Source organism: Sphingobium sp. 22B, from assembly GCF_001580035.1.
Classification (GTDB): domain Bacteria; phylum Pseudomonadota; class Alphaproteobacteria; order Sphingomonadales; family Sphingomonadaceae; genus Sphingobium; species Sphingobium fuliginis.
Window position 1 is genome coordinate 62,976 of the sequence record NZ_LTAB01000006.1, and the last position, 25,370, is coordinate 88,345.

Genomic DNA, 25,370 nt, shown 5'->3' on the forward strand with positions numbered 1-25,370 from the left:
TCAGCCCGAACGGAGTTCGAACCGAATGACCGCAACCCCCGCCTGGCCGCCGCAAAGCGCCCCGCGCCTCCATGTCGAAACCCTGCTTGGCGAGGGCGTTTCCGTGCCCGTTGACGGCAACCCGGCCCATTACCTCATCAGCGTCATGCGGGTGAAGCCGGACGACATCGTCCTGCTGTTCGACGGCCGCTCGGGCGAATGGGCGGCCCGGGCCCGCGACATCCGCCGGCGCGACCTGGTGCTGGAGGTCGTCAGCCAGACCAGGCCGCCGGAGGACGTCCCCGATTTCTGGCTCTGCTGCGCGCCGATCAGGAAGGGCCGCATCGACCTGATCGCGGAAAAGGCCTGCGAACTGGGGGTGGCGCGGCTGCAACCCGTGCTTACCCGCCGCGCCGTGGTGGACCGGCTCAATCTGGATCGCGTGCACGCCCATCTGGTGGAGGCGGCCGAACAATGCGGCCGCACCGCGCTTCCCGACCTTGGGGAGATGGTGAAGCTCGACGCGCTGCTTCGGGATTGGCGCGACGATCGCTGGCTTTTCTTCGCGGACGAGACCGGCGGCGAACCGCTGGCCGATACGCTCAAGGCCCATCCCGGCCCCGCGGCCTTCCTGATCGGCCCCGAGGGCGGCTTCGACCCCGCCGAACGCGAAGCGATCCGCGCGCACCGCCAATCCGTGGCCGTCTCGCTCGGCCCCCGCATCCTGCGCGCCGAAACCGCCGCCATCGCCGCGACGACTGCATGGATGACGATCAACGGGGACTGGCGATAAGGGTATCCCAACATCGTTTTCTTCCGCAACCGGATTGAAGCCGTCATCAACGCAGCTTATTTGAGCGCCGAACGTTGCGGCTTTGACGCGACCGGGGGAAAGATTAAGGCGGGGCATGAGCACCAGAACCGACTCAGGGGGGACCGATCCCATCATCGAGAGCCGCGACCAGTTGATCGCGGCCTTCGCCAAGGGCGCCAAGCCCAAGGATCGCTGGCGCATCGGCACGGAGCATGAGAAATTCGTCTATGCCAAGGCGGATTTCCATGCGCCCAGCTATGATGAGCGCGGCGGCATCCACACGCTGCTGATCGGCCTTACCCGCTATGGCTGGAACCCGGTGTTCGAGGGGGAGAATATCATCGCCCTCTCCGGCACCGACGGCACCATCAGCCTGGAACCGGCGGGGCAGCTCGAACTGTCGGGCGCGCCGCTGGAAAATCTGCACCAGACCTGCGCGGAGACCAGCCGGCACCTGGAACAGGTCAAATATGTCGGCGACATGCTGGGCCTGGGTTTCCTGGGCCTGGGCATGTGGCCGGACAAGACGCGCGAAGAACTGCCCATCATGCCCAAGGGCCGCTACGACATCATGCTGCGCCACATGCCGCGCGTCGGCACGATGGGCCTGGACATGATGCTGCGCACCTGCACCATCCAGACCAACCTCGACTATGGCAGCGAGGCGGACATGGTGAAGAAGTTCCGCGTCTCGCTGGCCCTGCAACCTCTGGCGACCGCCTTGTTCGCCAATTCGCCCTTCACCGAAGGCAAGCCCAACGGCTTCCTCTCCTATCGCAGCCATATCTGGTCGGACACCGACCCCGGCCGCACCGGCATGCTGCCCTTCGTGTTCGAGGACGGCTTCGGCTATGAACGCTATGCCGACTATGCGCTCGATGTGCCGATGTATTTCGTCTATCGCGACGGTCGCTATATCGACGCGGCGGGCCAGAGCTTCCGCGACTTCCTGAACGGCGAACTGCCCGCCCTGCCCGGCGAGAAGCCGACCGAGAAGGATTGGGAGGATCATCTCTCCACCGCCTTCCCGGAGGTGCGGATGAAGAGCTTCCTCGAAATGCGCGGCGCGGACGGCGGGCCGTGGAACCGCATCTGCGCGCTGCCGGCGCTGTGGGTCGGGCTGCTCTATGACGAAGGCGCGCTGGACGCCGCCTGGGATCTGGTCAAGGACTGGAGCATGGAGGAACGGCAGGTTCTGCGCGATTCCGTGCCGAAACTGGCGCTGGACGCGCCCATCGGCGGCAAGCGCAAGCTGCGCGACATCGCTGGCGAAGCGCTCGACATCGCCCGCAGCGGCCTTTCCGCCCGCGCCCGGCTCAATGCGTCGGGCGACAATGAAAGCGGCTTCCTCGCCCCGCTGGACGAGATTGTGGCGTCGGGCCGGACCCATGCCGAACGCCTCCTCGCCCGCTATCATGAGGAATGGAAGGGCGACCTCAGCCAAATCTACGCTGAAGAAAGCTTCTAGGTGGGATCGACGGGATGCTGGAGGGCGACGGCATCCCCCATTCGTCATGCTGAATTCGTTCAGCATGACGGGCCTTCGAATGCAGGAAACGAACAGCTATTCGGCAGGCTGAACCGCGCTCAAAGGCTTCCGCCCCGCTGCCCACGCAAAAAAGCGCGGCACTACACCATTGCGCGCCATCCACTCGCTATAGGCCCGATATTCCGGATCGGCGCTCAAATGCGCTTCCTCGGTCTTCGCACGCCAATAATAGACTGCGTTGGTCACGCCCAGCAGCGCGCAGTTCCGCACCGCATCGGTCAAACTCCCTGACAGGCTCAAAAAAGGCAGGGCTGAAAACCACCAGAACAGATTCTTCGACAGATAGGCCGGATGCCGCGTCCAGCGATAGGGGCCATGCGTCAGAATGCCCCGATGCGTCAGGTTGGAAAAGCGCAGCCCGAATGCCACCGTCGCCCAGGCGTAGATGGCCGTCAGCAATACCAGCCATCCGCCCAGCAGCCATTGCAGGACGCCATGCCCCCGCGTCCAGACATCCCATTCCGCCCCGCCCGCATGATAATCGAGCGGGCCGCCATTGCCCATCAGCACGAAGGGCGGATAGCAGATCAGCGCCGCCACCCACCCGGCCAGCAGCGGATTGGCCGTGCGGATATGCGAATCCAGCGGCTTGCAGGTCAGCATATAGCCGACCGTCGCCATGCAGACGTCGATCATGAACATGACCGCGATCAGGAAGCTTGCCAGAGCCACCGGATGGCTGACCGCATCCTCGATCCGCCATTCGACCACGCTGGCGAAATTGCCGGGCACGATCGACAGCATGAAAGCAAGGAAGAAGCCCTTCACCGCCCAGGCCCGGGCATGATGGGCGACCTCGGCCTTGTCCGCAGCGCCGGCGGCCCCGCCGATCACCCATTGACCGAAGGCATAGCCTGCGTCCCTGGGCTCGACCAATCGCCGGTCCAGCCAGATCACATAGGGCACCGATGCCGCCAGCAGCCAGGGCGCCGCGCCCATCAGCACATTCATGGAAAGGCGATAATCCCCGCTCCAGTACCAGCGGGCGATGCAATAGAAGACCGCTATGGCAAGCCAGGTCGCCCACAGGCCGGCGATCTTGACGATGCTGACATCCAGCACCGCCCGCCACGGCCGCGCAGGTGCGGTCCAGTCGATCCCCGTCGATGCGCGGCGATGCACCTTGTCGACCAGCAGCGACCACGACACCATCGGCAGGCCGCAGGCGACGACCGCGGCAAAACCCGCATTCGGCCCGTTCATCCCATAATGGCGCGCGACCAGCGTCCAAAGCCCCAGCCCGACCAGCCCGGCCACGCCAACACCGTGGCTGACGGCGGACTTCGGACAGGGATCGGCTTTGTCGCTCATGCCGCGGACCTAGCGGAAATTGGTAAACAACCCCCGAAGGTCGGAAGGGGGGAATGTCCGCATCTGGCCACATCCTGAACGCCCGCTTTAAAACCCGTCGGTTCAGATGCCGCCCAGCACATTGATGGTGAACGCCAATATGCCCAGGTTGAACAGGAACGCCGCGAGGCAATGGAACAGCGCCGCCTGCCGCATGCCCCGGCTGGTCACCGACACGTCGGATGTCTGGAACGTCATCCCCAAGGTGAAGGCGAAATAGAGGAAATCCCAATAGCCCGGCTCCTGCATGTCGGGAAAATCAAGCCCGCCGCTGTCGCCGCCCTTGCCATCGCCCAGATAGAAGATATGCGCATAGTGCATCGCATAGACGAGATTGGAAAACAGCCAGGCCAGCGCCAATGTCGCCAGCAGCAGCGCGACCGCCGCCTTGCTCGGCCCGCCATGCTGGCTGACTGCCACGCCGACGGCGACCAGGATCACCACCGACACGATCCCGGTCAGCAGCAGCATCAACTGCCGGTTCGCGTCGTTTTCCGCCGCCTTGCGCCGCATCGCGTCCGCATCGGAATCCAGCAGCGGCCAGACCGACAGGATGAACGCCAGCGCCGCCAGGTCGAACCCTGCCATCACCGCCTCATGCCAGCGCAGCACCAGGCCGAACGGCGCCATGCTGGCCAGCAGGGCCAGGAACATGCCATAACGCCAGGGAAATATCCGGGGCCGGTTCATGGGCGCATCAAAGGCATAATCCGCGCCCTGCACAAGACGCTTTATATCACCGCCGCGATCAGCCCCAGCGCCTGCGCTTCGTTCGCCTCCAGATACCAGTTTTCCGGCGCGCGGTTCAGCAGTTCCTCCATGGAAACCTGCGATCCCAGGATCAGGTTCGCAAAGCCCTCATTCTGGATCGCGATCGACGCCTCTATCTCATGCAGCGTCGCCTTGAGCGAGGCGATGCAGGTCGACAGCGGCCCTTCCAGATGGATGTCCCGGGTGATGATCCGCTCATGGATCATCAGCCGCGTGCCCCGCGCCAGATAGCGGTTTTCCGCCGCGAAGAAGCTCATGAAGGTCACGCCCGCCGAATAGACCGCCGTCTTGCCCAGGAAAACCAGCCGCCGGTCAGGATAGAGATCCGAATGGAAGCGTATATCCTCCCCCATCATCCGGGCGATTTCCGGGTCGCCGCCCAGGGTGGCGATCTCCACCACCACCAGCCCCTGCTGCGGCGCGGACGAAAGGCAATTGCGGAAATGCAGATACATGCCATGGTCGACATAGCCCGACAGCATGATCGCGGGAAATTCGAAATCCTTGGGGCCCAGCAATGGCGCCTGAATCGACATGAAAAACGGCTCCTTCCTTCGCCCTCGCCGGCTGCTCTACGCGCGGGCCGGCAAATGGTGCCTTTGCTCCGTCGGTTTTTAGCTGGCGCCCTGCCGGAGACGCCCCTAAAGAACAGACCATGACCAAAGGGCGGGGCGCATGATCGCGAAACTGAAAGGGCGGCTGGACAGCACGGGCCTGGACCATGCCATCATCGATGTGGGCGGCGTCGGCTATCTGGTCGGCGCCTCCTCCCGCACCCTGTCGGCGCTGGGGCCGGTGGGGGAAGCGGTGACGGTCCACACCGAAATGCTGGTGTCGGACGATGCGATCCGCCTGGTCGGCTTCGCCCGGGCGGAGGAGCGCGACTGGTTCCGCCTGCTGACCGGTGTGCAGGGCGTGGGTTCCCGTGTGGCGCTGGCCATACTTTCAGCGCTGGAACCGGCGGAACTGCACCGCGCCGTCGCGACCGGCGACAAGGCGATGATCGCCCGCGCCAACGGCGTCGGCCCCAAGCTCGCCCAGCGCATCGCCAATGAGCTGAAGGACAAGATCGGCGCCGTGCCCACGCCGGCCGGCGGAATTGGCGGCGGGTTCGCCCCGCTGCCGACCGGCGGACACAGCGCCGATGCGATCTCCGCGCTGCAGAATCTGGGCTTCAAGCCCGCCGAAGCCAGCACCGCCGTCGCGGCGGCGGAAGAGGAACTGGGCGAGGGCGCGTCGCTGGACGCGCTGGTCCGCCTGGCGCTCAGGAAAGCGGCGAAATGATGCGTCTCCCCCTCCCCACCCGTCATGCTGAACTTGCTTCAGCATCCATCAGGCCTCTCGCACCGAAGGGAGGAGACGATGAAAGAACCATGCGTCTATATCCTGGCCCGTCAGCCTTATGGCACGCTGTATATCGGGGTGACGTCGAATCTGCCCGGGCGGCTGCATCAACACCGTACGAACGGCATCCCGCGTTTCAGCGGGAGATATGCCGTCCACAGTCTCGTCCGTTTCGAAATGTGCGAAACGATGGAACAAGCTATCGACCGGGAAAAGCAGCTCAAGCGCTGGCATCGGCAGTGGAAGATCAATCTGATCGAGTCCGAAAATCCGCAGTGGATCGACCTGGCTCCGGGCCTTGGTTTATCGCCTCTCCGTCCGAACCAGCGGCACGATGGATGCTGAACCGAAGGTCAGCGCAAGCCAAACAAGTTCAGCATGACGGTTGGGGTGAGTGTCGCGCATGAGCGAGGATCGCCTGATCTCCTCCACCCGCCGGGTCGAGGATGCCGACGCCGCGCTGCGGCCCAAATCGCTTGCCGAATTCATCGGCCAGCAGGGCGCGCGGGAAAATCTGCGTATCTTCATCGAGGCCGCCCGGGGCCGCGGCGAGGCGCTGGATCATGTGCTGTTCTTCGGCCCGCCCGGCCTTGGCAAGACGACGCTGGCGCAGATCGTCGCCCGCGAGATGGGCGTAGGGTTCCGCGCCACATCCGGCCCTGTGATCGCCAAGTCGGGCGATCTGGCCGCGCTGCTCACCAATCTGGATGAGGGCGACGTCCTCTTCGTGGACGAGATCCACCGGCTCAACCCCGCGGTCGAGGAAGTGCTCTACCCCGCCATGGAGGACCGGGCGCTCGACCTGATGATCGGGGAAGGCCCCTCCGCCCGGTCTGTGCGGATCGACCTGCCGCCCTTCACCCTGGTCGGCGCGACCACGCGGCAGGGCTTGCTGACGACGCCCCTGCGCGACCGATTCGGCATTCCGGTGCGGCTGCAATTCTATACCGTCGATGAGCTGGAACTGGTGGTGCGCCGCGCGGCCCGGCTGCTGGACCTTGCCATCACTTCCGACGGCGCGGTGGAGATCGCCCGGCGTTCCCGGGGCACGCCGCGCATCGCCGGACGGCTGCTGCGGCGGGTGCGCGACTTCGCCAATGTGGCGGGCGCCCCGGCCGTGGATGCGAAGGTGGCCGATGCCGCGCTGACCCGGCTGGATGTCGACCATCTCGGCCTCGACCTGATGGACCGCCGTTACCTGACCATGATCGCTGACATCTATCGAGGCGGGCCGGTGGGAGTGGAAACGCTCGCGGCAGGCCTCTCCGAAGCGCGCGATACGATCGAGGAAGTGATCGAGCCTTATCTGATCCAGCTCGGCCTGATCGCCCGCACTGCGCGGGGACGCTGCCTCAACGGGCCGGGCTGGAAGCATCTGGGAATCAATCCGCCCTCCAATGTCCAGGATGGCTTGTTCGATTAGGATCGGCAGGTTCCTTCGACTGCCTGCAAGGCAGGCGCTCAGGACAGGCTCAGGGCGAACGGGAAGAAAAAAGCGCGCGGGCTGCGTCCGATTTAACGCAGCGCGCTCTAGAAGAAACTGCTCGAATCCACCCCCGCCAGGCTGTTGACCCCGACAAGCTGGACGCTCTGTTCGAATGCGCCGTCGCCATTGGCGTCGTAGAATATCCAGCCGTCCGTCGACCCGGCGACGAAAGCCACATGATTGACCCCGGCGGTCATATTCGCGGCAGCCAGCGCGTCGGAGAAGCTGTTGGTGGCAATGGTCCGTTCGGCATAGTCGACGGCGGGCAGGGAGCCGTTCAGGAAGTCCAGGTCGATGCGGTCGCCCTCGCTCGCCTTGAAGTCGGTGATCCGGTCATAGCTCGCCGTGTTGAGCGTCGTGTCGCCGCGGTTGAACAGGAAGACATCCGCCTCCGTCCCGCCGGTCAGCGTGTCCTTGCCCGCGCCGCCGATCAGCGTGTCGCTGCCCGCGCCGCCCTTCAGCGTATCGCCGGCCGCCCCGCCGTCCAGCAGGTCGTTGCCCGCGCCCCCGTCCAGGCTGTCCTGCCCGTCCTCGCCATAGAGCCGGTCGTCGCCGCCATTGCCGAGCAGGGTGTCGTTGCCCAGGCCGCCCCAGAGGCCGTTATTGCCGCCATTGCCCGTCATGCTGTTGGCGATGTCGTTGCCGATGCCGTCGATCGGGTCCGTGCCGGTCAGAACCAGCTTCTCGATCTCGGCCACCATTTTGTAGCTGACGGAGGCGCTCACCTGATCGGTCCCCTCGCCCGCCAGTTCGACGATCAGGTCGTCATTGGCGCTGTTGCCGTCGTCGGTCCAGCTGTCGACGATATAGCTGTCATTGCCCAGCCCACCGGCCATGTTGTCGGCGCCCGTGCCGCCATCCAGATAGTCGTCGCCCATCCCGCCGATCAGCATGTCGTTGCCGTCGCCGCCGAAGAGGGTGTCGTTATCGTCACCGCCATCCAGCGTGTCGCCGCCGCCCATGCCATAGAGAATGTCCGCGCCCGTCCCGCCCGACAGAATGTTGGCCGCGTCATTGCCGGTGATCGTGTTGGCCAGATCATTGCCCATGCCGTTGATCGCCGCCGCGCCGGTCAGCGCCAGCTTTTCGACATTGGCGGCAAGGCGATAGCTGACGGAGGCATAGACAAGATCGCTGCCGCCCCCCGCCAGTTCGATCACCTGATCGTCATTGCCGGCAAAGCCGTCGTCCGACCAGGTGTCGACATAGAAGATGTCGTTGCCTGCGCCGCCATCCATATAGTCGGCGCCCGCCCCGCCATCGATGACGTCATTGCCGGCAAGGGCGTAGATGGTGTCGTTGAGGGCAGTCGTCTGATAGGCGAGCACGGTGGTCGTCGGGCCGATCATGTTGTTGCCCGATGATCCGGTGATCGTCCTCCCGTTTTCCGCGACATCGGTGATGGCGATGGACAAAAGCTGATCATCGACGTTGCTGCCGTCGGTTGCGCGCACCGTCACCTGATAGACGCCGTCGCCATCGGCATCGAGCCGGTTCTCATAATCGGGCGGGTTGATGAAGGACAGTGCGCCGGTCACCGGATCGATGGTGAAAAGCGCGGCGTCCGCTCCCCCTGAAATGGCGAAACCGGGGACGGAGCCGTCCGCATCGGTGGCCGTCACCACGGTCACGGCGCTGGCATTTTCCGCCATGCTGATCGACGCCGAGGCGCCGCCGCCATTGGAGGTGATGACCGGCGCATTGTCGTTCAGATTGGTAATGCCGATGGCCAGGGTCTGCGAGACGCTGTTGCTGCCGTCGCTCGCGCTGACGATCACATGGTAGAGGCGGTCGCCATTGCTGTCGTCCGGCGCTTCATAGTCCGGAGCCGTCCTGAAACTCAGCGCGCCGGTCTGCGGGTCGATGGTGAACAACGCCGCGTCAGCGCCGCCGCTGATACTGTAGCTGAGCGCAGCGCCATCCGCGTCGCTGGCCTGCACGATGGCGGCAAGCAGGCTGTTTTCCGCGACGGAGAAGGCGACCGAAGCCGCCCCGCCATAAGAGGTCAGCACCGGCGCATTGTCGTTGAGATTGGCGACCGCGACTGCCAGCGCCTGGCTGTCGCTGTTGGTGCCGTCGCTGGCCTGCACCACGACATTGTAGATATTGTCGTGATCGGCGTCGGCGGCGGCTTCATAATCGGGCGCGGTCTTGAAGCGGAGGACGCCAGTTGTCGCATCGATTTCGAAGAGCGCGGCGTCCGCTCCGCCGATGATGGCGAAGCTGATCGACGGGCTGTCGGCATCGGTGGCGGTCACGCCGGTCACCACCGTCGCATTCTCGTCGACGGTGATCGCCGCGCTTGCGCCGCCGCCATTGGAGGTGATGACCGGCGCAAAACCGTCCGGCACATCGTTCACGGTCACGGAGAGCGTCTGCGTGTCAACGCCGCCATTGCCGTCATTGGCGGCAACGATCAGTTGATAGACATTATCGCGGTCGGCATCGGCCGGGCTTTCGAAATTGGGCGCTGTGAGGAAACGCAATTCGCCCGTCATCGCGTCGATCGCGAACAGCGCCGCGTCCGCGCCTCCCACGATGGAGAAGGAGACCGTCTGTCCCATGTCGGGGTCCGTCGCGGTGACGGTGGTCACGGCGGTGCCGTTCTCATCGACCGCCAGCGCCGCGCTGGAGCCGCCGCCGTTCGAGGTGATGACCGGCGGTGCGTTCAGCGCGGTGGAAGGCGTCGTCATGTCCGCGAACTGGAAAAATTCCACGTTGCGGACTGTCTTGCTGCCCTCCGGAGAGCCTGCACGCTGGTCGACCGCGACATAGCTGCCGTCGGTCTGGAGCGTGAAGACATAATCCATCCGGTTGCCCGAAAAGACGAGCGTGTCGACGTCCGCGCTGCCGTCGATCACGTCATTGCCCGCGCCGGCGAGGATCGTGTCGTTGCCTGCGCCGCCATGCATATAATCGTTGCCGCTGCCGCCATCCAACATGTCGTCGCCGGTGCCGCCATACAGCTCGTCGCTGCCTGCGCCGCCATAGAGCTGGTCGTTCCCGGCATCGCCGTTCAGCGTGTCGTTGCTGTTGGTGTCGGCATCGTCGCCATGGAGAATGTCATTGCCCGACCCGCCCGACATATTGTCGCCGCCGGCCTGGCCATAGAGGATGTCGTCATCGTCGCCGCCGGTCATCCTGTCGCTGCCGCGCCCGCCATAGAGGATGTCGTTGCCCGTGCCGCCGTCGATGGTGTCGTCGCCCGAAATGTTGTTGAAGCCCAGATCGTCGCCATAGAGCAGGTCGTCGCCCGCTCCGCCGGAAATGGTGTCGCTGCCACGCCAGCCGAAGATGATGTCGTTGCCGCCGTCGCCCTGAAGATTATCCTTGCCCGCGCCGCCGATGATGACATCATTGCCGAGGCCCGCCTGGACCAGCACGTCCTTGGCATAGTCGATCCCGCCCGCCCCATGCGCCGTCAGGTCGATGATGTCGTCGCCGTCGCCCAGCCAGAACTGCTCGATATTGTCGAAGCTGCCGAAGCCGCCTGCGATCACGCCATTATTGTAGAAGATCGCGTCGGACAGGTTGGACCCGTAGATGACGTCCGTGCCGGTGCCCCCCATCAGCAGGTCCATGGAAATCTGGATGTTGCTCGCCGTCAGTTGATAGGCGGCGCCGCTGCCGGTGAGAATCGCGGAGTTCCAGACGAGTTGCGCCAGCACCGCATCGGGGCGCACCGTATCGAGATTGGCGAGCCGGGTGAAGGCGAAGAACTGGTCCTTCTCACTCCCTGCCGTGATGGTCTGGCTTCCCACCACGTTGAAGAAATTCGCCATGCTCGCCCCCTGTCCAGCGTCCTTGTGAAAGGTCCGGAATCCTTAGCGGCAAATCGGGCGGAAGCGGTGGGGTCTTAGGGATAGCGCCTACACCTTCGGGAGTGCGCCTATGGGTGTAGGAACAACGTCTACTGCTCGCGGAAGGAGCGCCACATCGTATCGGCAAGGGGATCGATCATATATTGCAGCGCCGTCCGCCGCCGCAGCGGCACGACCACCTCCACCGGCATGCCCGGCTTCATCGCGAAATCGCCTTCCCGATATTGCCGGATCAGCGCGATCTTATCGGGGGCGATGGTCACTTCTCCCGCGAAATAGGCGATGCCCGTCTTCTCCTCGACGAAGCTGTCCGCCGATATGCGCGTCACCTTGCCCTCTATGATCGGCAGGCTGCGCCCCGGAAAGCCGGCGAAGCGTATCTCCGCCTTCTGCCCCACCGCCAGATCGTCCACATCGGCGGGGGAGAAGCGCGCCTCGATCACGACGGCGGAATCGCGCGGCACGATGTCCATCAGCGTCTGTCCCGCCGCGATCACCCCGCCCACCGTATGCACGCTGAGGCCCACCACCGTCCCGCTCACCGGCGCGCGCACCTGCGTCCGGGCGAGTTCGTCCCGCGCCGCGCTCCATTTGGGCAGCACGTCGCCCAGCAGCGCTTCGGTATCGCGCAGGTCGGAGGTCACCTTTTCCTGCAAATTCTGCTTCGCCTCCAGCGCCTTCAGCCGCGCTTCGCCCACCATATTGGCCGCACTGTCGCGCGCCGCGCTCAGGCGACCGCGCTGGCCGATCAGGTCCGCCCTGGCCCGCTCCAGCGCGCGGATGCGCGTCTTGCTGACGAAGCCCTTCTCCGCCAAGGTGCGCAGGCTCTCCAGTTCGTCGGTGATGAGCCGCTCCTGCTCGATCACGGAGGCGACCTGCTCGCGATAGCCCACGGCCTGAGACCCGGCCTGGCTCCCCTCATGCATCGCCACGCCCTGTTGCGTGCCGAGCAGCGCCGACCGCGCCGCCATCTGCGCCTGCTGCGCGCGCATCGCCGCCTGCGCATCGGCGCGGTCGTCCCCGGTCAGCGTGCGGAACTCCACCGGCGTCTCCATCCCCGCCCCGGCCTGTTCGGCGCGCAAACGGGTGCGCTGGGCGATCAGCCAGATCGCCTGAGACGCCAGCACCCGTTCCTGCGCGGCCACGGCAGGCGCGGCGAGCCGGATCAGAACTTCGCCCTGCCGGACGCGCTGCCCCTCCTTCACCAGGATCGCCGCGACGATGCCGCCGTCGCGATGCTGCACGCTCTGCCTTTGCCCGGCCACGGTCGTCCGGCCCGGCGCCAGCGCCGCCGCGTCCAGCCGGGCAAAGGCCGCCCAGCCGAGGAACAGCAGGAAAAACGCCGCCGCCACCAGCAGCCCGCCGCGCACCTCCGGCCTGGGGTCGACCGCCACCGGCGGCGGCGGGCCGGGCGGCGGCAACAGCAAGGGCCGCGTGGTCCGCATCAGCATCAGGCCGCTCCCGCCACAGGCGCGGGACGGGGACGGGTCAGCGCGCCCAGCACCTGATCGCGCGGCCCGCTCATCCGCATGCGGCCATTGTCCAGCACGAGTATGCGGTCCGCCGGTCCCAGCAGGCCGGTCCGGTGCGCCGTCACCATGATCGCCGCGCCGCGCGCCTTGGCCCTGGCCAATGCCGCGATCAGTTGCGCCTCCCCATCGGAATCGAGATGCGCATTGGGTTCGTCCAGGATCAGCACCGCCGGGTCGCGGAACAGGGCGCGGGCGAGCGCGATCCGCTGCGTCTGGCCCATGGACAGCCCCATGCCGCCCCAGCCCAGCACGGTGTCATAGCCCTGCGGCAGGCGCAGGATCATCTCATGCACGCCGCACACCTGTGCCGCCGCAATGACGTCGGCGTCTATCCGCGCGTCGGCGTCCGGATCGGCAAAGCGGGCGATATTGTCGCGGATCGACCCGGCGAAAAGGGAAAGTTGCTGCGGCATATAGCCGACATGCACCGCCAGCGCATCGCCGTCCCATTGCGACCGTTCCGCCCCGTCGATGCGGATTTCGCCCCGGTCGCAGGCGATGGCGCCCGCCACCAGCCGCGCCAGCGTGGACTTGCCCGCGCCGCTCGCGCCGATCACCGCCACCATCTCCCCCGGTCCGACCGTGAAGGAGAGGTTGTTGAGGATCAGCCGTTGGGAATGCGGATCCTCGATGGTCACGCGCTCCACATCCACCCGGCCTTTCGGGCGAGGCAGGCTGGTCTGGGGCATGTCGTCCGCCGCGCCGTGGAGCCAGGCCATGACCTCCCCATGGGAGGCCCGCGCCGCGACGAAGCTGCGCCAGCTTCCCACAAGCTGGTCGACCGGCGCCACCGCCCGCCCCAGCAGGAAGGAGGAGGCGAAGATCGCGCCGCCGGAAATCTGCCCGTCTATCGCCAGCAACGCCCCCAGTCCCAGCGCGCCGGATTGCAGCATGTTGCGCAGGAAGCGGCTCACCGCCATGCGGCTGCCGGCGGCGAAGCTGGCCTCCGCCTGCCAGCCGAGCATGTCCTCCCGCTCCGCAAGGTGCCGTCGGACCATCGCGCCCTGCATGCCCAGCGCCCGCACCGCTTCGGCGCCCTGCATCGTCTGTTCCTGGCTGCTGTAGGACAGGTTCGCGGCGGCATTGGCCTGCAAAAGGGGCCGGCGCGTCGCCCGGTCGCTGGCCCAGGCTATGGCGACCAGCGTCAGGCTGCCTGCCAGCGCCGTCAGCCCGATCAGCGGGTGGATCAGCGCGCAGACGAGGATGTAGATCGGCGTCCACGGCGCGTCGAACAGCGCGAACATGGCCGGACCGGTCAGCGTCTGGCGGAGTTGGTCGCATTCGCGGATCGGCTGGCGGCTCCTGCGCACGATCCCCTCCCCCGCCTGCTGGCGCAGCGTGGCGGCGATCAGCGTCCGCGCCAGCCGCCGGTCCAGCCCGATGCTCGCCCGCACCAATATGCGCGAGCGGATATATTCCAGCAGGGAGAGGGTGGCATAGGCCAGCAGCAGCGCCACCGTCAGGAAGGCGAGCGTGGTCCCGCCCCGCGTCGGCACGACCCGGTCATAGATTTGCAGCATGTAGAGCGTCGGCGCGAGGAACAGCAGATTGGCGAGCGCACTGAACAGCGCCGCCCAGAGGAAATGCCGCTTCACCACGCCCATCATGGCCGCAACGCTTCGTAGATGGCGCAGACCTTGGCGCAATGCGCGGCTTCGCTGAAGCGGGCGCGGGCATCGGCACGGGCGCGCAGGGCCATGGCGCGGACGTCGCCCGGATCGGCGCAGGCCCGGGCCAGCGCCCCGGCGTCGTCCGGCTCGACCAGCAGGCCGATGCCGCCCTCCAGCGCCTCGACATTGCCGCCGGACCGGGCGGCGACGATGGGCGTGCCGACCAGCATCGCCTCCACCAATGTCCGCCCGAACGGCTCGCCCACGGCGGGCACGACCAGCCGGTCGCAGGCGGCGATCCAGAAGGGGCCGGGCGTGCGATAGCCCATTAGCTTCACCCGATCCTCCACGCCCTTTTCCACGATCCGCCTGCGCAGGGCGATGTCCATGGCGGGCACGCGCGCCTCCCCGAACATCAGGCCCATAACCGGCCCTCCCATCCCGTCCGTCAGCCGGGCGATCATGTCGACGAACAGCAGGGGCCGCTTCCTCGGCACGAAAGCGCCGAAATAGCCCAGCAGCAACGTATCGGGCGATACGCCCAGTTCGCGGATCAGCGCCTCCCGCGCTCTGGTGCGGTCCACCTCCAGCGTCGTGTCGAAGGGACTGTGGATCACCGAGGCCCGGCTTCGCGCCGACCAGATGCCGGCGGGCGGCAAAGCGAAGGACGAAACCGCCAGCACCCGATGCGCCAGCGCGGGCGCGAGCAGGCGCAGGCCCAGCGCGCCGGGATCGCCGCGATGGTGCCAGATCAGCTTCGCCCCGGCCAGCCGCGCCGGCAACGCCCAGTTGGCGCTGCTCCGCCCGTCATTGACATGGACGATGTCGACCCGGTTGCGCCGCAGGAACCGGGTACGCGTCAAAACGCCGCCCAGCGTCCGTCCGAATTTCCGCAGGGTGAAGGCCTCGCCCGGCACGAAGAGCCCGTGGGCGGCGGGGTCGTCCATCTGCTCATGCCCGGCGAAGAAATTGGCGATCATGCCGCCGGGCACCTCCGTCACCACCAGCGGACGGTAGAGCGCCGGGTCGAGATGCCCGATCAGCCCCCGCACCGAAATATGGCTGCCGCCGATGCTGTCCCCGGAAAAGGGGAAGCAGACGCGCAGGCGCTCGTCCGGCGCGGCATCCGCAAGCGTCAGGCGGGGCAAGGGCGCATTCATGGCGTCACCCCGTCCATCAGGTCGCGCGCCCGCTGGTCCAGAAACTGGTCGAGATTGGCCAGCCCGTCTCCGTCGGCATCGGCCCATGGATCGGCCTTGCGCGGATCGGCGCCATGCTCCGCCTCCCACCGGTCGTCCATGCCGTCTCCGTCCGCGTCGGCATAGGGCGTCCCCGGTTCCGGATCGTCGATCAGGCCGGGCTGCTTCACGATATGCCCCTTGCGCTCGCGCACCTGCTTGACGATCCGCCGGTCGAACGGGTCGCGGGGAAAGGCGCCGGCGTCGCTCAGCACCGCCTTGTAGGCCGCGTCGGCCGGTTCGGCGGCGATGGTCGGCGGGCAGGGCGGCCTGTCCACCTCCGCCGCCTTCAGCAGGGGAGAGAGATGGACGAAATCCCCGTCGAAACGGTTGTCGGCCAGATAGACCTTCGCCGTCCCCTTCGACCCAATGACGTTGCGCGCCACGCCGATCGTGTCGGGCCGGGTGTTCCGCCCCGCGACGAAGCTGTTGCCGATCAGCGAGACGGGCACGCCGCCGAAGCTTTCCCATATCTCCGCAAATTCCGACTGGCCGTTATAGAGGATGTTGTTGATCACCTCCGCGCAGGAGCCGGGGGGGAAATTGAGGTCCGGATTGCGGTCGCCATTATGGGCGCAGATATTGCCGATGAAGCTTAAATGCTGCGGCCCCCTGGGATCGCTCGCCAGCAGCGCGCATTTGTCGTGCCGCGGTATCCCCTCCGCGAAGATCGAGTTGCTGATCGTGATCCAGTCATTGTCGCCATAGCCGTTGATCAGCTCGTCCCGCGCCCAGCTTGCGCTCACATGGTCGATGATGACCTGATGGCTGTTCTCTATGGTGAAACTGTCTTCCGACCCGCGATGGGCGCCGGTGCGGTCGTTGCGGACGCGGATATGGCGGATGACGATGTCGTGCGTGTTCTTGATCAGGATCGGCGTGCGCCCTTCCGCGCCGCCCGCATGGGCGATAACGATGCCGCCGCCCGGCGCCGTCTGCCCCGCTATGGAGAGATAGGGGTTGGTTATCACCGGCGGGCGCGTGGTGAAGCGGATCGTGCCGCTCACCCGGAATATGCAGACGCGCGGGCCCGTGGCTTCGATGCAGGCGCGCAGGGAGCCCGGACCGCCGTCGGCCAGCGTATCGACGGCGATGACCTGCCCGCCGCGCCCGCCCCTGGCCGCCGCGCCATAGCCGACCGCGCCGGGAAAGGCGGGTTCGCCCCTCACCGGCTGCGCCCGCGATTCGCTGCCCGCGCCCGAACAGCCCGCCATCACAATGGGCAGCAGCATGCCGATCAGCCGCCGCCTCATGATTCGTCCCCGCTGCGCAGCGCATAGCCGTAACGTCGCAGCAAGGGCGCGCACAACAGGGTGAAAAGCCGCTGCTTCCACCCCGGCATTTCGCGCTTCCACTTGTCGTCGCCCTTGATGCTGAGCGATTTCTGCATGCGATGGCGGCTGCCCGCGACCTGGTGCTGCGGCGCGAAGGGGATGAGGCCGGTAGCGGGCAGATGTGGCATTTCCCCCACCAGCGCGATGATGCGCCCGATAATGCCGCGTGGATCGTCGACAAAATCCTCATATCGCACCCGGATGCAGCGCCCCGGCCCGACCCGGCGGCACAGCATCTCCGCGGCGATGTTCACCATCGACCAGCGCAGGGCGGTGTAAAGCAGGGGCTTGGGCCGCAACTCGCGCTGAACCCCCTTCTCGACGCTGCGGCCATGCCCCTTCATCAGCGACCAGGCGACGCCGCGCCCGTCGCGCACCACATGCACGACATACAGGTCGATGCCCGGCATGGCCGCCAGCGCAAAGGCCCTGCCGGGCAGCTTCGAGGAATCGACCAGTACCGGCCGCCCCGACACCAGCGCCATGCCGCGCAGCAATTTCACGGTCCGGCGAACATGGTCCCGCCATCCCGGCAGCCGCAGCAGCCGTGCCGGGGCCAGCAGCGCCTCCGTCCGCTCCTGTGCGCGGCGGTAACGGGCCAGAAACCCATCCGGCTCGCCCTGCGTCCAGCCCGTGACGATGGCGCGCCATTGCGGACAGTCCCGCACCCGCGCTCCACAGGCGCAATATTCACCCCGGTCCCAGACATGCCGCGCCAGCGTCGTCACCTCACCCGCGCCCATGATCGCCGGATGCTCGCCCAGCGCGATGTCGAGCAGGGTCGTCCCGCTCCGCCCGTAGCCGGCCACATAGATCAGCTTGACCGGTCCCTGCCGCGCGGCACGCGGCGAAGGATCGACGGTCTGCTCCACCGTCGCCGGCGGTTCGCTGTCGCGCAGGGGCAGGATCGCATCCGTCACCAGGCTTGTCCTCGTCGCACGAGACGCCTGCCGGTCCGGCGGCGCTCGGGCTGCCGTTATCCCGTCAGTCCCAAGGCCATTTCAACGGATCACAAGGCTGATCCTCCGGCAAATTCGGATAAGGCGGGCTGGCTGGAATCGCCCGATGCCCTGCCCCGAAGGGCGTTTGCGCGGAGCGATCGCCAGGCCCAGCCTATGCCACCGTGACGACTCTCGCCAGCCCCGCCTCCCATGGTCCAGCATCCGCCGCCGCGACGGACATTTTCGCAGCGCATGAAGAAATCTGGGACAGGATCGCGCGCTGGTGCCTGATGACGGCGATCTTCCTCAGCGGTTGGGGCCTGCTGCGCGTGGGCCAGATCAATCTCACCTTTTCCGACCTCTTCTTCCTCATCAGCTTCTCCATCTCCGCGTTGCGCGGACGGCTGAGCGTCACGCCCTTCCGCTCGCTCACGCCCTTCTGGCTTGCGGGGCTGGTGATGATGCTGGGCGGGCTGTTCATCGGATCGATCATCAACGGCGATCCGCTGCGCTGGGTGAACATCGCCCTGCAATATACCGTCGCCTTCCTCTGCATCCCGATCCTGCTGATGCAGCAGGAGGAAGGCACGATCCGCAAGGCGCCGCTGATCTTCATGCTGGGCATCGCCTGTTCCGAAGCGGTCGGCATCGCCGCCAGCGCCTTTCTGACCTATCACGACACGCTGCACTGGCTGGGCGACGGCTTCATCACCGGCAATGGGCGCCTGGGGTCCATGGCGGGCCAGCCCAATCCCAACGGCGCGGTGGTCGCCTTCTCGCTGCCGATGCTGCTCTATTCGATGCGCCATCGGCTGATCGGCGGCCTTGCCGGAGTCGCCTGCCTGATCCTGCTGCTCTGGGGCCTGATGCTGAGCGCGTCCTTCACCGGATTTTCTGCCTCGCTGCTGGCGATCTTCACCACATTGCTGCTGATGGGCGTGCGCTACATCTTCCGCCTGGGGCTGGCGGTGGCGGTGGCGGCCGGGCTGTTCTTCGCCAGCGGCGCCCCGCTGCCCAAGGCTTTCCAGGAGCGCGTCGGCAATGCCGTGGAAAGCGGCGACATCAACCAGGCGGGGACATTCCTCAACAGGTCGCAGCTCATGGAGGAAGCCTGGGGCTTTGCCGAGGACTATACCGTCATCGGCATGGGCGTGGACCGCTATCGCGAACTCAGCGCCTATGACAATCCGGTGCATAACCTGTTCCTGCTGATCTGGAACGAGGGCGGGGCGATCGCCTTTTGCGGGCTGATCCTCCTGCTGGGGCTGATCGCCCTGCTGGCGGCGAACGGACTGCGCACCAGCCGCGACAAGGGCGCAATGGCGGTGGCGGTGGTGCTGGTGTTCCTGATCTACACCCTGTCCTACCCGCACATGTATTCGCGCATGTGGGTGATGCCGGTGATGGTGGCGCTGGCGACGATCTATGTCCCCCGCAAGGCAAGGCCGGAAGCGGCGCGGCTGATCTATGCGCGGCCTGTCGGGCCGCAGCCCCTGCCGGAATTATAGGCAAGGCGGGATTCAATCGGTTTTGCCCGTTGAAACGCGACATGCTCCCGCGAAGGCACTCACCCAAAGGTGAAAATCCCTGTCTCCTTCTGTCCTGCCCCCGCTTAAGCCGACCCGATCAGCAGCGTCACATTGTCCGTCCGCGGATCGCCGCCGGTCTGGCCGGGTTTTTCCACATGCAGCACGCGGTGCAGCACGTGCCGCATGCCATAGGCCTGCGTCGCCATGCTGCCGGGGAAGACGGCCAGCGTCGCGCGGTCGATCGGCAGGTCTATCCATCGCCCGCCGGCAAAGACCTGCGTCAGCATCTGCGTCCGTTCGCCGCACAGGGCGGAAAAATAGCGATAGTCGAAATGCGCGCCCTCGATCAGCTTCTGGCCCGGCGCGATGTCCCTGCTACGGTCGCGGCGCAGCAACAGGCGGTTGATGCCCTGCAACAACCGCCCAAGGACCGGCACATCGGCCAACAGGCCATAGAGGTCGGACAGGCCGCGCGGGCTGAGCACCCCCGCCGCCTGCCACCGCCTTTCATCCAGCGCGCAGCCCGCACGGCCCCAGCGCCCCATGGAATTGCGCGCCAGCGCGCCCAGCCGCTCGAAATCGCCCGCGCTTTCCTGATATTTCAGCCTTTGCACCACGACATGGAAATCCCCAGGCGGCGTCCCCTCCGGCGCGAGCGCCGCCATCAACCGCCAGCCGATGGCCCAGCACCGGTCCAGCAGCGCCTGACCGGGCGCATAATGCTCCCCACCCTGCACGAAATAGGCAGGACGCACGGTGGCATGATCCTCCCCCGCCCCACGTGACAGGGCCATTTTCCGGGCGATATAGCCATGGCGTCCGGGCTGGAAGTAGAAGAGGTCGCCCAGGCTGGCGGTGATGTCACCGCTGCCATGATAGTTGCGGGCGATGTCGACCAGCGGCGCTTCCCAAGGCATCTGCTCCGCCCTGTCCTCCAGTAGGCCGCGCCACAGCTCGGCCACGATTTCCGGACAACGCACCAGCACCGCGGCATGGCCAGCCCCGAACAGCCGGGCGAGCGATCCCGGTTCCAGTTCCTGATATGCCAGCTCCGCGATCATGGCCGGTCCCCTCGTGCGGAGCGTTCTTATCCTCGATCAACTTTCGCACAATGGCGCGGAATGGGGCGATCCGGAATAGTCAGACACGCATCAGAAATGTGTAGGCTCAGGACCCATTGCTGACGGGTTCGAGACGCCATCGATGGGTTTTCGGTCAGGACAGGACATGGGCTCCCGCCTTGATCCGAAGGGTTTAGCACCTATGCGCATCGCCGGTCCCCGATGCGCTTTTGCGCTCTTCCGCCGCAACCCGCACTATCGCTGCATTGGGACGGCCCTGACGGCGGGCGCGTCCGCGCGCCGATGCGACCGGGAGACTATCATGGCGTCTGCACAACTCACTCTGATCGATGCCACCGCGCCGGGCGGCGGCGCGGAAAAGCCGCGCGACCTGTCCTTCGAGTTGCAGCAGATGTCCGCGCGGCAGATCTGGTTCCTGCTCCACCGCCACATGAAGCTGGTGGCCAGCATCGTCATCGCCTGCGTCGTGGTGGTGCTGATCGTCCAGTTGCAACTGCCCAATCGCTATGAAGCGACGGCGACCGTGCAGGTGGAGCTCAACGATTCCACCGGTTCCAACCAGGCCGACGCGACCCGCAACCAGCAGCGCGTCGCCAATGAGGCGCGCATGTACCGGTCGCAGGCGCTGGCGGAGCAGGTGGTGCGCGACCTCAACCTCAATCGCAACCAGGCCTTCACCCATGGCGTGCAGATGACGGTGCAGCAGGCGGCCGTGCAGCTTACCAAGACCACCCGCGTGGTCAGTTCGACCGATTCCGACTTCATCGACATCACGGTCCAGTCGCGCAAGGCGGAACTGGCCGCGCGCATCGCCAACCGCTTCGTCGACAGCCTGCAGAAGATGCGCTCCCAGCGCCGCCAGACATGGCGCAACGGTCTCAGCACCGCGCTCGACAAGGAAACCAGGCGCCTCGCCCATGAAGTGGAGCTGGCCGAGCGCGCCGTTGCCGATTTCCGCCGCCAGCACCTGATGCCGATGGGCGCTGGCAGTGCGGAGGACTATCAGCAGATGAACCGCATCGCCGTGGAGGCGGCGTCCACCGCCGCGATGAGCAGCGCGATGCAGGCGCAGGCCGCCGGCGTCAGCCGCGCCGCCAGCATGCGGACGGTGGCGGGCGCGACCTCCCCCGCGCTCGACAATCTGCAGAAGCAATATGACGACCTGATCCGCCAGCGCTCCGAAATCTCCGTCCAGATGGGCGCCAACCATCCGCAGATGCAGGCGCTGTCGGCCCAGATCGCACAGGTGAGCAGGGCGCTGGTGCAGGAGCGCGCCTCCGTCGTCGCGACCCAGCAGACCCGGAACGACACCGATGCCGGGCGCGAACGGGCGATGGCGCTGGCGGAGGCGAACGCTGCCTCTGCCCGGGCCGGCCAGTTGCAGGCGAAGCTCAACGCCATGACCGGCGCCGCCTTCCGCAACAACGCCAATCTGGTCGATCTCTCCATCCTCGACCGCCGGGCGGAGGTGGCGCGGCAGGCCTATCTCACCACGGCGCAGCGCGCCCAGACGGTGCAGTCGGAATTGCAGACCACCGGCGTCAACTCGACCATGGTCTCGGCGGCGGCGGTGCCGCTCCAGCCCGTCGCGCCCGCGCCCAAGAAGATGGCGCTGGCCGCGTTCGTCGGCTCGTCCGTCCTCGCCTTCCTGATCGTGCTGGGGATCGAGATGTTCGACAACCGGCTGCGCAGCGGGGACCAGCTTCGCCGCCTCTTCGGCCTTCGCACGCTGGCGATGCTGCCGAAGCTGGAGGAATCGATCGGCACCACGATAGAGGACAATCCGGTGACCACCCAGCCGCAGTCCCTGTTCACGGAGGTGGCCCGCAACCTGGCCAGCGAGATCGGCGAACTGCCCCATCAGGGAACCAGCCAGCGGGTGCTGGTGACATCGCCGCTGCCGGGCGACGGCAAGTCCAGCGTCGCGCTGACGCTGGCGGCGGCCGCCGCGTCCATGGGCCGCCGCGCCATCGTGGTCGACCTCGACCTGCGCCGACCCGGCCCCAGCATCCTGCGTTCGATCCAGGACGGTTCCGACACGCCGGACCTGATCGAGGTGCTGACCCATGCGGGGGAAAGCCGCCGGCTGATCCCGCAGGCCGAACGCCATGTGGACCATGACGCCGCCGAAGGCGCGGCGCCCGTCGCGCTGATGCCGGTGGTGCTCAGCACCCGCGAACAGATCCGCAATCCGGCCGCCGTGGTGCAGGGCTGGCAGGTCGGCCGCCTGCTGGACGATCTGCGCGAGCGCTTCGACCTGGTGGTCATCAACGCGCCGGCCATCCTGGCGGTGCGCGATGCGCGGACTCTCTCCTCGCTGGCGGATTCGACGCTGATGGTCGTGCGCTGGGGGCATACGACGGTCGAACAGTTGCGCGCCTCGCTCCAGATGGTGAACAATCAGGTGGTCGGGGCCGTGTTCAACCAGGTCGATTATGAGGACCATGCCCGTCGCGGCTATGGCGACGCGGTCCAGTTCTACATGGGATCGGCCGCCTATTATTCCGACAGCTTCCCCATCCGCCAGAGCTGGACGGACCGCGTCCGGCACGTCTTCACGCGCAAGGCGGCATGAGCCGCCTGCCGCCTTTGCAGGAGGCGCCTTCGCCTTCTGTTCGTTTCGAAAGCGTAATAGTGGAAGAGGATGCCCTTCGTCTCAATCTACTGATCCTCGACGGAAGCCCGCTTCGCCGGGCCTGCATTGCCGTGGCGCTGGAGACGGCGGGCGTTCGGATATTGCAGCAATCCAGCCTGGACCAGCCGGAAGCCGGCGAGCCGCCCGACATCATCCTGTTCCAGACCGGGGAATCCGAACTGGAAGGCGCCGCCCTGCCGCTGCAGATCGCACAGGCGAAGCAGCTATGGCCCGCCGCGGCGATCCTGGTGATCGCGGACCATGGCAATGAAGCGCTGATGCAGGCGGCTATCGCGGCGGGGGCGCAGGCCTTGCTGCGCTCCAGCACCGGCATCGTCAGCATGCGGCGCGTGCTTTTCCTGCTGAAGGAGGGGCTGGCGGTCTATCCGGCCGCGCTTGCCGCCACCTTGCACAGGCGCCAGCCGGACACGGTCGACGGCCTGACCGAGCGGATCGCCCAGGCGGTGGACAGGTTCAAGCTGCTGACGAAGCGGCAGCGCGACGTGCTGCGCCTGCTCGCGCAGGGCGCATCCAACAAGGACATCGCCCAGCGGCTGAACATCAGCGAAAGCACGGTGAAGGTCCATGTGCGGGCGATCATGGCGGTGAACGGCGCATCCAACCGCACCCAGATCGTCGCGCATCTGTTGAAGGGCGGCGGCGAGGATTAGCGGAACGGGTGGGAAGCGGACACCCGCTTTACCCCTCTCCCTTGAGGGAGAGGGCTGCGCAGACTTGGCAGCTTGCTGCCTTAGTCGTAGCTGGGTGAGGGGGTGCGATCCAACGGATCGCGCGGGCCGCAGACCCGCTTCCTCCCTCCAAATCAACCCAGGCTCCTTCGTCGCCAAGGCTTCCTATTCTTCTCCTTCAAGGGAGAAGGAAGGTCTTGAAATAGCCACCTCCCGCCCGGCTCATCCCATGCTCGCCGCGACCGGCCGGGGCTTCGCCCGCCGCAGCCAGCTCACGTCCAGCAACACGGCCGTCACCACACCCAGCACGACATGGGCGATATTCCCGCCGATCGGTCCATAGCGGGGTACGGCATAGGCCGCGACCGCCACGAACAGCGCCGTTCCGAAGCCCGAGATCGCAAGGACCGTCCAGCTTCGGTTCATCGCCAGCATCGCTGACCGGGAAGGCGCGGCATGCAGCATCAGCATCACCGCGACCAACTGCGTCAGCAGCAGGATATAGGTTTCCGAATAGGCCACGCCCGGCCCGACCCGGATGAGCAACGGTCCCAGCAGCCAGGCCCCAGCCAACATGACGAAGCCGACCGCCGCCAACGCCATCTGCACCTGCAGCGTGGCCGCCCGGAAATTGCGGATATTGCCGTTCGCCCACATCCGCGCGACATCGGGATAGACGACCGCCTGCACCTGGGCGCCGACCTGGGTCGCGACCTTGGCGATGCGCTTGGCGAGATAATAGACCGCCGCGGCCGAACTGCCCGCCACCGCGCCCACGAACAGCGAGTCCGCTTCCGTGGTGATGACGCGCAGGGTGAGCGACAGGTTGGTCGAACAGGCGAAGCCGAAGAAGCCGGGAAAATCCTTCACCAGCCCCTTCAGCCGGGCGTGCAGCGGATTGGGTATTCCCATCTGTCTCAGGGCGCGGAAGCCCACCCAGAAGACCAGCACCGAACCCAGGGCCTGCGACACCGTCCACGCGACCATGAAGCCGATCACGCCGGCATGCGTCACCATGCAGAGGAAGGCGAGCAGGATGCGCAGCACATTGCCCGCGACCTGCGCATAGGCGAGCATCTTGAACTGGCCCGACAGGCGCAGCGCCGCGGTCGGCACGCCCGCGATGTTGAACAGGGTCGCGACCGAATAGATCGCCACCAGTTCCACATGCAGGGGTTTGAGGCCGAACAGCGGCCCGAACAGCCACGCCAGGCCAATCGCGCTGACGGCCGCCACCGCCGCTGCGCCCATATCCAGCATCAGGCCATAGCAGTAAAGCCGCTGCATCCGGCGCGGCGAGCCCCTGGATTCTTCCTCCACGGCAAAGCGGATCAGCGGCTGCCAGGATTCGAAGCGCAATATCCGTTCGACCACGCGATTATAGGACAGCACCAGCACCATGACGCCGTAGGTGGCCGGTCCCAGCGACCGGGCCGCCATCGCCACGCTGACCAGCATGATCAGCGCGTTCAGGAAATTGCCCGACAGCAAATGCCCCACCGCGACCAGCCGGCCCCGGGTTCCCTTGACCAGGAAGCCCGAAAACCGGCCGCGCAGCATCGGCAAGGCGCGTGCGGTCAGCACGCCCTTCACATCATAGGCCATGACGATCCCCCTGGAACGCGCGGCGTCGCATCGGACGCCGTCGCACGCTCCAGATTCTTCG

General features: G+C 66.5%; 19 protein-coding genes. 8 read left to right on the forward strand and 11 right to left on the reverse strand.

Translation table 11 applies throughout. The annotated features are described in order from the left end of the window. Positions 1–25: 25 nt before the first annotated feature. Together A0J57_RS07595 and A0J57_RS07600 are read left to right on the forward strand one after the other, a co-directional pair. Complete coding sequence (locus A0J57_RS07595) at positions 26–772, forward strand: 16S rRNA (uracil(1498)-N(3))-methyltransferase (RefSeq protein ID WP_061934892.1); 747 nt, start codon at positions 26–28, stop codon at positions 770–772. A 115-nt stretch (positions 773–887) separates the two neighbouring features. Continuing rightward, a complete protein-coding gene (locus A0J57_RS07600; RefSeq protein ID WP_061934894.1) occupies positions 888–2,261 on the forward strand; it encodes a glutamate--cysteine ligase in 1,374 nt (457 codons plus the stop codon). Between the two features lie 96 nt (positions 2,262–2,357). Here A0J57_RS07600 and A0J57_RS07605 read toward each other — a convergent pair whose 3' ends face one another. The 3 genes from A0J57_RS07605 to A0J57_RS07615 form a co-directional block, all read right to left on the reverse strand. Beyond that, positions 2,358–3,653 carry an isoprenylcysteine carboxylmethyltransferase family protein gene (locus A0J57_RS07605; protein ID WP_061934896.1) on the reverse strand — a complete coding sequence of 432 codons (1,296 nt, stop codon included), beginning with the start codon at positions 3,651–3,653 and terminating at the stop codon, positions 2,358–2,360. Between the two features lie 102 nt (positions 3,654–3,755). Further along, positions 3,756–4,382 (reverse strand): DUF1345 domain-containing protein, encoded by a 627-nt coding sequence (locus A0J57_RS07610; protein WP_061935027.1) that lies wholly within the window; start codon positions 4,380–4,382, stop codon positions 3,756–3,758. A 41-nt stretch (positions 4,383–4,423) separates the two neighbouring features. Continuing rightward, positions 4,424–4,999 (reverse strand): peptidase S14, encoded by a 576-nt coding sequence (locus A0J57_RS07615; RefSeq protein ID WP_025550553.1) that lies wholly within the window; start codon positions 4,997–4,999, stop codon positions 4,424–4,426. A 139-nt stretch (positions 5,000–5,138) separates the two neighbouring features. Between A0J57_RS07615 and ruvA the strand changes: the two genes are divergently transcribed. The 3 genes from ruvA to ruvB all read left to right on the forward strand — a co-directional run bounded on the left by ruvA (position 5,139) and on the right by ruvB (position 7,230). Further along, positions 5,139–5,747 (forward strand): Holliday junction branch migration protein RuvA, encoded by a 609-nt coding sequence (gene ruvA, locus A0J57_RS07620; protein ID WP_044660449.1) that lies wholly within the window; start codon positions 5,139–5,141, stop codon positions 5,745–5,747. Positions 5,748–5,825: 78 nt separating this feature from the next. Further along, a complete protein-coding gene (locus tag A0J57_RS07625; protein ID WP_048577236.1) occupies positions 5,826–6,152 on the forward strand; it encodes a GIY-YIG nuclease family protein in 327 nt (108 codons plus the stop codon). Between the two features lie 58 nt (positions 6,153–6,210). Further along, the gene (gene ruvB, locus A0J57_RS07630; RefSeq protein ID WP_025550555.1) at positions 6,211–7,230 is read left to right on the forward strand and encodes a Holliday junction branch migration DNA helicase RuvB; all 1,020 of its coding nucleotides are present in this window, start codon (positions 6,211–6,213) and stop codon (positions 7,228–7,230) included. Positions 7,231–7,337: 107 nt separating this feature from the next. On the opposite strand, the gene A0J57_RS07635 is transcribed toward ruvB, so the two are convergent. The 6 genes from A0J57_RS07635 to A0J57_RS07660 form a co-directional block, all read right to left on the reverse strand. Continuing rightward, positions 7,338–11,075 carry a calcium-binding protein gene (locus tag A0J57_RS07635; RefSeq protein WP_061934898.1) on the reverse strand — a complete coding sequence of 1,246 codons (3,738 nt, stop codon included), beginning with the start codon at positions 11,073–11,075 and terminating at the stop codon, positions 7,338–7,340. A gap of 128 nt (positions 11,076–11,203) precedes the next feature. Further along, entirely contained in the window at positions 11,204–12,565 is a 1,362-nt protein-coding gene (locus A0J57_RS07640; RefSeq protein WP_061934900.1) for an HlyD family type I secretion periplasmic adaptor subunit, read from the reverse strand. Next, positions 12,565–14,253, reverse strand: a complete 1,689-nt coding sequence (locus A0J57_RS07645) for a type I secretion system permease/ATPase (protein WP_061934902.1) — start codon at positions 14,251–14,253, stop codon at positions 12,565–12,567. The genes A0J57_RS07640 and A0J57_RS07645 overlap by 1 nt, the downstream gene beginning before the upstream one ends. Next, complete coding sequence (locus A0J57_RS07650; RefSeq protein ID WP_061934904.1) at positions 14,250–15,416, reverse strand: glycosyltransferase; 1,167 nt, start codon at positions 15,414–15,416, stop codon at positions 14,250–14,252. Before A0J57_RS07650 ends, A0J57_RS07645 begins: the two co-directional genes overlap by 4 nt. Beyond that, positions 15,413–16,747: a polysaccharide lyase family 1 protein gene (locus A0J57_RS07655; protein ID WP_061934906.1), complete on the reverse strand. Its 1,335-nt coding sequence runs from the start codon at positions 16,745–16,747 to the stop codon at positions 15,413–15,415. Before A0J57_RS07655 ends, A0J57_RS07650 begins: the two co-directional genes overlap by 4 nt. Then, complete coding sequence (locus A0J57_RS07660) at positions 16,744–17,748, reverse strand: sulfotransferase (protein ID WP_061934908.1); 1,005 nt, start codon at positions 17,746–17,748, stop codon at positions 16,744–16,746. The genes A0J57_RS07655 and A0J57_RS07660 overlap by 4 nt, the downstream gene beginning before the upstream one ends. A gap of 203 nt (positions 17,749–17,951) precedes the next feature. On the opposite strand from A0J57_RS07660, the gene A0J57_RS07665 reads away from it, so the two are divergent. Beyond that, the gene (locus A0J57_RS07665; protein ID WP_025550567.1) at positions 17,952–19,277 is read left to right on the forward strand and encodes an O-antigen ligase; all 1,326 of its coding nucleotides are present in this window, start codon (positions 17,952–17,954) and stop codon (positions 19,275–19,277) included. Between the two features lie 104 nt (positions 19,278–19,381). Here A0J57_RS07665 and A0J57_RS07670 read toward each other — a convergent pair whose 3' ends face one another. Further along, positions 19,382–20,359: a 2OG-Fe(II) oxygenase family protein gene (locus tag A0J57_RS07670; protein WP_061934910.1), complete on the reverse strand. Its 978-nt coding sequence runs from the start codon at positions 20,357–20,359 to the stop codon at positions 19,382–19,384. A gap of 322 nt (positions 20,360–20,681) precedes the next feature. Here A0J57_RS07670 and A0J57_RS07675 point away from each other — a divergent pair, with 322 nt between their 5' ends. After that, complete coding sequence (locus A0J57_RS07675) at positions 20,682–22,955, forward strand: Wzz/FepE/Etk N-terminal domain-containing protein (protein ID WP_061935028.1); 2,274 nt, start codon at positions 20,682–20,684, stop codon at positions 22,953–22,955. 59 nt (positions 22,956–23,014) lie between these two features. Then, on the forward strand, positions 23,015–23,686 hold the full coding sequence (locus A0J57_RS07680; protein WP_061935030.1) for a response regulator transcription factor: 672 nt from the start codon (positions 23,015–23,017) through the stop codon (positions 23,684–23,686). A 240-nt stretch (positions 23,687–23,926) separates the two neighbouring features. On the opposite strand, the gene A0J57_RS07685 is transcribed toward A0J57_RS07680, so the two are convergent. Next, positions 23,927–25,309, reverse strand: coding sequence for a lipopolysaccharide biosynthesis protein (locus A0J57_RS07685; protein WP_048577226.1), 1,383 nt, complete (start codon positions 25,307–25,309; stop codon positions 23,927–23,929). Positions 25,310–25,370 lie beyond the last annotated feature (61 nt).